Consider the following 8,307-nt stretch of genomic DNA (forward strand, 5'->3'; position numbering starts at 1 on the left):
GCGTTCAAGGGCGTTGATTTGACTGGGGACATCACCACCATCGACCCGTCCCGCAGCCCCGCGGCGCCCAACATGATGCCGGACGCCCAGGGCTTTCCCGCAAAGCGGCCGGGCTACCGCACCCGGTTTGTGCTGGATGGAAAAGTCCATGGCTCGTTTGTTTTAAAGCGCGGCGAACAGTCGGTTCGCCTCATCCACGCGGGCACTACGCTGTACCGCATCGACGAGTCCGGCCCCACGGCGCTGTACACGGACATGAACGACGCCGCCGGCGCGGCGGTGCAGCTCAAGGAAAAGCTGTGGATACTGGACGGAAAAAAGTATCTTTATTGCGACGGCGAGACCGTGGCCCCGGTGGCGGACATCGCCACCGTGCCCATCATCACCATCGCAAAGGCGCCCAACGGCAAAAACGGCGCCACCAGTTATAAGGCCATCAACCTTCTGACCGGCAAACAGACCGAGAGCTATTTGGGCGAGGAGGGCACGGTCGATTACTATTTGTCGCTGCAACAGCTCACCGATGCTCCGGTCACGGCCCAGGTGCTGAGCGCAGAGGGAAACTGGCAGGAAAAGACCGAGACGGCCGACTTCACCGTGGACCGGGCTCTGGGCAAAGTCACGTTCAAGACCGCCCCGGGCAAAAGCCCCGTGGAAGGCGAGGACAACGTGCGCATCACCTATGAGGTGGAAAGGGACTGCGGGGAAGTGGACCGGTGCCGCCGGGCCATTTTGTACGGCGTGGACGGCGCCATGGACCGCATCTTCCTCACCGGGGACCCGTCGCAGCCCAACGTGGACCACTGGAGCGAGTGGAACGACCCGGCGTACATCGGGGATACAAACTACGGCATCCTCGGCTCCGAAATAAGCCCCATCTTAGGGTACAGCGTGCTGGGCGGGTCGCTCATCGCCCACAAAAGCGGCGAGGAAAACAGCCGCAACATCTTTGTGCGAAAGGGCGAGCTGGACGAGGACGGCACGGCCGTGTTCCGCATCACGGACATCCTTCAGGGCGAGGGGGCCGTGTCGGACCGGGCGTTCTGCTCGGTGGCCTCGGAGCCGCTGTACCTGACAAAGCTGGGCGTGGCGGCGCTCACGCCCACCACCGTCACCGGCGAGCGCACGGTGCAGGTGCGCAGCTACTATTTGAACGGCGCTCTGCGCAAAGAGCGCCTGGAAAACGCCCCGGCCGCTGTGTGGGACCGGTTTTACGTTTTGGCCGGAGCCGACTGGCTGTATTTTTTGGATTCAAGCCAAAAGCAGTACGAAAAAAACGAGCCGGCGTCCAGCTATCAGATGGAGGGGTATTACTGGACGGGCATCGGCGCCACGGCCTTGTGGGACGAGGACGGCACGCTGTGCTTTGGCACACAGGACGGCGCGGTGCGCTGTTTTTCCAAAGGCACCCTGGCCGGGGACTTTTGCGACTGTGACAGCCCCGACGACACCACCGGCCGCCCGGTGGCAGCGTCCTGGTCCACGCCGCTTTTGAACCTGGGCACCTGGGCCAATCTCAAAACGGTCACAGGCGCCTTTGTGGTGCTGCAGCCCTTCGCCCGCTCGGGCGCGGAAATTTACTACGCCACGGACAAGGAGTACCAAAAGCTGGCCCGCTCGGCCAACGTGGACATCTTCGATTGGAACGACATCGACTTTTCCCGGTTCACGTTCAACACATTGGACCGGCCGTCCGTGGTCAGCGTGCGCAAAAAGGCAAAAAAGGTCAAGCTGTTCCAGATCATCGTGGAAAACAGCCGGGCCCGGGAGCCTTTCGGCCTGTTTGCCATTCATGTGAATTATAAAGTAGGAGGGAAGGTGAAGCGATGAATTTGAACGACCAGAAAATCACCGGCTACGCCACAGGCATCGCGGGCCTGCCGGACAAAATCGAAAACAAAGCCCAGTGGCTCAAACAGCAGTTCGACAGCCGCACCGACAACGAGGTCAAAGAAAAACACAACGCCCTCATCGACGCGTTGACCGCCCTTTCGCTGGACACATCGGTGCACAGCGCCGACGTGAAGGTTCTGCGCCTCAACGGCGACGGCCAGGTGGAAATTTCCACAGACGGGGAGAACTTTGAGACCATCTCCTCTTCCGGCCACCGCATCCTTGGCCCGGACGGCACCGCCCTGCCCCAGCGCGGCAAGCTGAAATTTACCGGCGACGCGGTGCTGTTCGACGACGCGCAGGCCAATACCACCGAGATACGCGCGCTCAAAGGCGAAAAAGGCGACCCGGGCGTGGTGGTGGATCTGGACCCGGGGCTGTTCAGCATGTACGTGGACGCCGAGGGCTGTCTGCGCCTTGTCTGGCGGGACGGGAACGAGCAGCCGCCGCTGCGCATCGAAAACGACCAACTGATTTATACAGCACAATAAAAGGGGGAACAGCATGGCCACAAAAGAAATCAATCTGGGCAGCGTGCGCGGCCCGCAGGGGCCGGGCGCCACGGTGCAGGTGGGCAAGGTGGTCACGGGCGAGCCGGGCACACAGGCCGCCGTGGTCAATTCCGGCACATCCGCAGACGCCATCCTGAATTTCACCATTCCCAAAGGGGAAAAAGGCGAACAGGGCCTTCCCACCACCGTCAACGGAAAGTCCGGCCAGAGCATCACGCTCACCGCCCAGGACGTGGGCGCTGTGCAAAACAGCGTTGTTCATGAAGAAATCACAAGCGAGTGCAGTTATACCAATCTGACCGTGCATGAGACAGGCGGGGTCTACCACCACGCCTTCGGCAAATTCCACATGATCGAAGTGCACAATTTAAAGGCGAACCAAACGGGCGACTGGAACACCACCTTGACGCTGCCGGACCGCATCCCCACCGCGCCTGTGGGCAGCCGGCTGTACACCACCGGCTGCGCCATCACCGGCGAGCCCATCCTGGTCACGGCGCGTCTGTTGGAAACCGACCCCAAAATCATCGTGTTCGAATCCAACGGCACCTACCAGCCCATCCAGACCACCGAGCTGTTCGTCGTCACATTCTGTTACATCGAAGCGTAAAGGAGGTCTTGACATGGCAAATCTTTTTTCGGGCCGCATGCAGGTGCCCTACTATTACTCCTGCTACGGCTATACCCGTGGAAACGGCAAGACCTGGCACGGCGGCCAGGACGTGGTGGGCCTGGACAGCGACCGCATCCTTTTGCCCGACTACGACGGCAAGTCCATCTCGGGCACCGTCGTCACGGCCCGCAAGGTGGACAAGTCCACGGGCAACCGCACCTGGGAGTGGGGCTTTTACGTGTGCGTAAAGCTGGACGCAAACCAGACGCCTGACAAAGTCAATTATCTTTATTTCTGCCACAACGCCCAAAACCTCGTAGCCGTGGGCCAGAAAGTGAAAAGCGGCGACGCTTTGGCCGTCATGGGCAATTCGGGCAACGCCGCCGAGGCCAGTCCCCCCATCAAGCACTGCCATCTCGAAGTGCGGGCCACATCCACGGGCGCAGGTCTCGACCCCACGCATTATTCCGGCTGTGCAAACCGCGTGGGCATCTACGGGGAAAACCCGGTGAAACCCCTCTCGGGCGAAGCGGTAAGGCTCAAAATTTACGCGGACACGCCCATCAGCGCCGGAGACGTGGTGCTGATGCAAAAGGTGTGCCAGCCGCTGGGCATTGCCGTATCGGCCGAAAACGGAGCGCTCATCACAGCGCCTGCCTCGGCGGGCGACCAAATCACCATTCTTCGAAAGGCGCAGGAGCTGAATTTGACCGTATCCCTGTACCATGCGACCGTCAGCAAAGTGCAGGTCACCGTGGACAGCCTGCGGGTGCGCACGGGCCCGGGCGTGGAGGAATACACCCAGGTGGGCAGCGTGAAAAAAGGCGATGTGCTGGAAACGTTGCAAATAAAAGACGGCTGGGCGTATGTGGTCACCGGGGAAAAGGATGGCTGGGTGTGCCTCGGCGAGGACGGCCAAATCTACGCAAAGGTGACGGTTCTAATTGCCGTGGCGGGACTGTTTGGGGCCGTGGGAGCGCCCATCATCCGGCTCAACAGCAACATCACCCGGTTGAATGTGACGCTGGAACAGCTCAAGCAGGACATGGCCCAGCAAAAAGTATCCGCCCGGCAGACCCATCAGCGGCTGTGGGCGCATAATACCGAGCAGGACGCGGCCCTGGCCGACCATGAAAAACGCATTGTGCTTTTGGAGCACAAGGAAAGGAGAAGGGAAGAATGAACATCAACTGGATGGTGCGCTTCAAAAACAAAGCCTTTTGGCTGTCGGCGATCCCGGCGCTGCTGCTTTTGGCGCAGCAGGTGTGTGCGATGTTCGGCGTCTCGCTGGACACGACGGATTTGAGCCGGCAGCTCACGGGGCTCACAGGCACGGTGTTCACGCTTTTGGCGCTGCTGGGGGTGGTCAACGACCCCACCACAGCCGGTTTGTCGGACAGCCAGTCCGCGCGCACGTATACACAGCCAAAGAAAGGAGAATGAACCTTGGCCAATCAAACACAAAGCGCCTACGATGCCAGCGTTCAGCGCCTGGCGCAGCAACTGGCCCAGCAGCAGGCGGCCGAACAGGCGGCCCGTCAGCAAATGCTGGCCAGCACCGAGCAGTACTACAACAACATTTACGCAAACCTTGACGCAAATTACAAAGCGCAACTGGCGGCGGCCCAGCAGGACTTCGAGGCGGCTCTGGCTCAGCTCCAAAGCGGCTACAACGCCGACGCCGGCGCCGTGAACACCGCCGCCGGGCAGGGGCTGCAGCAGGCGTACATCAATTATATGATGAGTCAGAAAAATCTGGGCCAGCAGCTCGCGGCGCTGGGCCGCAGCGGCGGCGCGTCCGAGACAACGCTTTTGGGCCTTGCCAATCAGTACGGGCAAAACCGCGGCCAGCTCGAAAATACCCGCACCCAGGAACTGGCAAAGCTGGCGCAGCAACTGGCCCAGGCCCGCGCCGACCAGACCGCTCAGTACAACAAGACAAAGACCGACTACGCCACCGCGTACACCAATCAGAAAAACGCGTTCCAGCAGGCCCAGGCAAAGGCCATCGCCGACTGGGACGCTCAGAGCCAGGCCCGTTTGCAAAACTACCAGCAAAACTACTTCGACGCCATCAACGCGCTGACGCCGTCCTCTTCTTCGCGCAGCACGTCCGGCCGCTCGTCGTCCAAAACTTCGTCCGGCTCGTCCAATGGAGTGTCCGCTTCTTCTCTGGGCTCGCTTACGGGCTTGCTGACCGGCGCCACCGTCCGCCGGCCGTCGAACTCCGGCCGCAACCCCGCGGTGTCGAAGACGATGAATTGGATGAACTAGCCGCCTTTCAAAAATGTAAGGATTTTGTAAGGCGTCTGTTCTGGATTTGGACACATTTTGACCTTATAATGGAGAAAACCCCAGAAAAGGACGGAATGTGCCCATGAAAAAAGCACTGAAACTAGGTGCGTTGGCTTTTGTGCTGCTCGTCACCGTGGCCGTGGGGGCCGTGGTGTGGGACGGCTATCAAATGTACCGCCAGGCCGTAAAGGCCGAACCGGTGGAGCAGGCGGTGGCCCGCATTCAGGACCAGCCGAACTACACGGAATTGGAAGAGTTGCCCAAGGTGTATCCCCAGGCGGTGGTGGCCGTGGAGGACCGGCGCTTTTACAGCCACCACGGGGTGGACGTGCGCAGCATCGGCCGGGCGGTGTACACCAACCTGCGCACCGGCACCCTGGCCGAAGGCGGCAGCACGCTTACCCAGCAACTGGCCAAAAATTTGTACTTCACCCAAGAGAAAAAGTTCACCCGCAAGGTGGCCGAGGTGTTCGTGGCCTGGGAAGTCGAAAAACAGTACGACAAGGACACCATTTTGGAATTGTACATCAACAGCATCTATTATGGCGAAGGCTGCTACGGCGTGTACGATGCCAGCCGCTTTTACTTTGACAAGGACCCTGCGGACATGACCGATTACGAGTGTACGCTTTTGGCAGGCGTGCCCAATGCGCCCAGCGTGTACGCGCCCACTGTGAACCCGGATTTGGCGCACCAGCGCCAGCGCATCGTGCTGGACAGCATGGTGAGCGCAGGCTATCTTACCCAGACGCAGGCCGACGCCATTCTGGAACAGGCCGCCGAATAAGCTTTGCATCGGCGGCGCTCTTTGCCCCGCTTTTGGAGGATTTTGAGCCTTCTCAAACAGGGCTTGTCCTCCTAACGCGGACAAAAACCGCCGACAAGACAGAAATTTGCACACAAGCGTGTGCGAGTGTTTTGCAAACAAGTACAAAATCGACCCAGAGGACCTCAAAATTGTCCCCCCCGAAGCTCGAATTCGGGGGGATTTTTTTGATAGATTTGTGAAAATTGACCATTATACACAGTTTGTTTTATTAAAAAAAATATAATATATCAAAATTGCCCAATTTTGAATCAAAAAGTTCCATTTACTTCGGGGTCAAAATTGTTTAATCTTGAAATAAACAAAAACATTGATGAGGAGTGAACGAACATGCGAAAACGGAAGCTGGGTCGGACGTCCTGGCTGGACTGTGCGATCTTCATGGGACCGGCGGTCCTCATGTTCACGACCCTGTTCCTGATCCCGCTGTGCGGCGAGGTTCTGTATTCCTTTACGGACTGGAACGGCGTGGATCCGGGATTTAATTTCATTGGGTTTACAAACTACGCCAAGACCTTTGCGGAGCCAGAGTACTGGACTTCGTTCTGGTTCACTATTCGGTTCTCGTTCTTTGTAGTCACATTCTCCAACTTGATTGCGTTCTGCTGGGCGTACATACTGTCCAAGGACATCCCCCTGCGCAACTTGTGGAGAGCGCTGATCTACGTGCCCCGGATCATCGGCGGCGTTATCCTGGGCTTCTTGTGGCGCTTCATTTTCCAGAACGTGTTCGTACAGTTTGGTAACTGGACGGGTTGGAGCTGGTTCTCTCAGAACTGGTTCACCACACCGGAATCTTCGTTCTGGGCACTGGTCATCGTTATGACCTGGACGCTGTCCGGCTATCTGATGAGCATCTACGGCGCAGGCTTCTCGGCCATCGACAACAGCTACATCGAGGCAGCCACCATCGACGGCGCAAGCCGCTGGCAGATTCTGCGCAAGGTGACCATTCCGATGCTGATGACTTCGGTCACTCGCTGCTTGTTCATTGCCATCAACTGGGCAATGCTTTTGTACGACACCAACCTCTCGTTGACCAACGGCAACCCGTACCGTACTTCTGAGGCGGTCACCATGAACATCTACAACACTGCGTTCCGCAGCAACCAGATGTCCTTCGGTGCTGCGAAATCGGTGGTATTCATCATCGTTCTGGTAGCGATTGCCTTTGCACAGGTCTCCTTTACCTCACGCAAGGAGGTGGAGCAGTAATGAAACGTCGTGAAGCAATTGATACCTGGGTGCGCGTGATTTTGATTGCACTCAGCGCGATGATCGTGCTGGTCCCGCTGTATTTCACCGTACTCAACGCATTCAAACCGTATCGTGAGATCGCGGCGAACATCGCCGCATGGCCCCAAGAGCCCACGCTGGCCAACTTCGCCAGCGCCTGGGAGCGGCTGAACTTCCCGGTGGTGTTGAAAAACACCGTTATCATCACTGTGTTCTCTGCATTGGGCTGCGTAGTGTTCTCGGGCATGACCGGTTACTGGATCGCCCGTCACCGCAATCCGTTTACCAAAGTTTGGAACGTATTGTTCTTGAGCGGCATGTGCGTTCCGTTCCAGTGCATCATGATCGTGTTCGCGAAAATGATCGGCATTTTGAACCTGGGCAACCATCTGTTTGGCGTTATCGTCAGCTTCTGGGCGCTGTCGCTGCCCATGTCCATGTTCCTTGTGTCGGGCGCCGTGAAAGCGGTGCCGCTGGAGATCGAAGAGGCGGCCATCATCGACGGTTGCGGCACGCTGGGCACGTTCTGGCGCGTGGTGTTCCCGCTGATCAAAGGCACCATCTTCACCGTGGCATCTCTGGAAGTGCTCACTTACTGGAATGACTACCTCATGACTCAGTTCATCCTGACCAAGGTAGAGTTCCGCACCCTGCAAATCGCCATGATGTCTCTGTTCAACGAGGCGTTCTTCTCCTGGGATACGGCGGTTGCGGCGGTCACTTTGTCCATCACCCCGTTGTTCATCTTCTTCGTGATCGCTCAAAAGCAAGTTCTGGATGGCGTCACGGCCGGCGCGGTGAAGGGCTGATATCGATTTTGCGCGGCCCTGCCGCGTAGGATAAAAAAGTGCATACCAAAAAAAGGAGGAAAAACGATGTTAAGAAAAATGATCGCATTGACCCTGTCCTTAGTGATGGCACTGAGCCTGGCT

9 protein-coding genes are annotated in these 8,307 nt (G+C 58.3%); all 9 read left to right on the forward strand.

Going from position 1 to position 8,307, the window contains the following annotated elements:
* Positions 1-1,830, forward strand: a 1,830-nt coding sequence (locus tag AB5H98_RS11740; protein ID WP_367926083.1) for a hypothetical protein, incomplete at its 5' end; no start/stop codon positions are given.
* On the forward strand, positions 1,827-2,384 hold the full coding sequence (locus tag AB5H98_RS11745; protein ID WP_367926084.1) for a hypothetical protein: 558 nt from the start codon (positions 1,827-1,829) through the stop codon (positions 2,382-2,384). The genes AB5H98_RS11740 and AB5H98_RS11745, both read left to right, overlap by 4 nt.
* A 13-nt stretch (positions 2,385-2,397) precedes the next feature.
* A complete protein-coding gene (locus tag AB5H98_RS11750) occupies positions 2,398-3,015 on the forward strand; it encodes a hypothetical protein (protein ID WP_367926085.1) in 618 nt (205 codons plus the stop codon).
* Between the two features lie 13 nt (positions 3,016-3,028).
* Entirely contained in the window at positions 3,029-4,201 is a 1,173-nt protein-coding gene (locus AB5H98_RS11755) for an SH3 domain-containing protein (RefSeq protein ID WP_367926086.1), read from the forward strand.
* Positions 4,198-4,461, forward strand: coding sequence for a phage holin (locus tag AB5H98_RS11760; RefSeq protein ID WP_367926087.1), 264 nt, complete (start codon positions 4,198-4,200; stop codon positions 4,459-4,461). Before AB5H98_RS11755 ends, AB5H98_RS11760 begins: the two co-directional genes overlap by 4 nt.
* 3 nt (positions 4,462-4,464) lie before the next feature.
* Positions 4,465-5,292 carry a hypothetical protein gene (locus tag AB5H98_RS11765; protein ID WP_367926088.1) on the forward strand — a complete coding sequence of 276 codons (828 nt, stop codon included), beginning with the start codon at positions 4,465-4,467 and terminating at the stop codon, positions 5,290-5,292.
* Positions 5,293-5,395: 103 nt separating this feature from the next.
* Entirely contained in the window at positions 5,396-6,100 is a 705-nt protein-coding gene (locus AB5H98_RS11770; RefSeq protein ID WP_367926089.1) for a transglycosylase domain-containing protein, read from the forward strand.
* 369 nt (positions 6,101-6,469) lie between these two features.
* The gene (locus AB5H98_RS11775) at positions 6,470-7,354 is read left to right on the forward strand and encodes a carbohydrate ABC transporter permease (RefSeq protein ID WP_367926090.1); all 885 of its coding nucleotides are present in this window, start codon (positions 6,470-6,472) and stop codon (positions 7,352-7,354) included.
* On the forward strand, positions 7,354-8,184 hold the full coding sequence (locus AB5H98_RS11780) for a carbohydrate ABC transporter permease (protein WP_367926091.1): 831 nt from the start codon (positions 7,354-7,356) through the stop codon (positions 8,182-8,184). The genes AB5H98_RS11775 and AB5H98_RS11780 overlap by 1 nt, the downstream gene beginning before the upstream one ends.
* Positions 8,185-8,307: the final 123 nt, after the last annotated feature.

The sequence above is a fragment of the uncultured Ruthenibacterium sp. genome (assembly GCF_963558415.1).
Lineage (GTDB): Bacteria > Bacillota > Clostridia > Oscillospirales > Ruminococcaceae > Ruthenibacterium.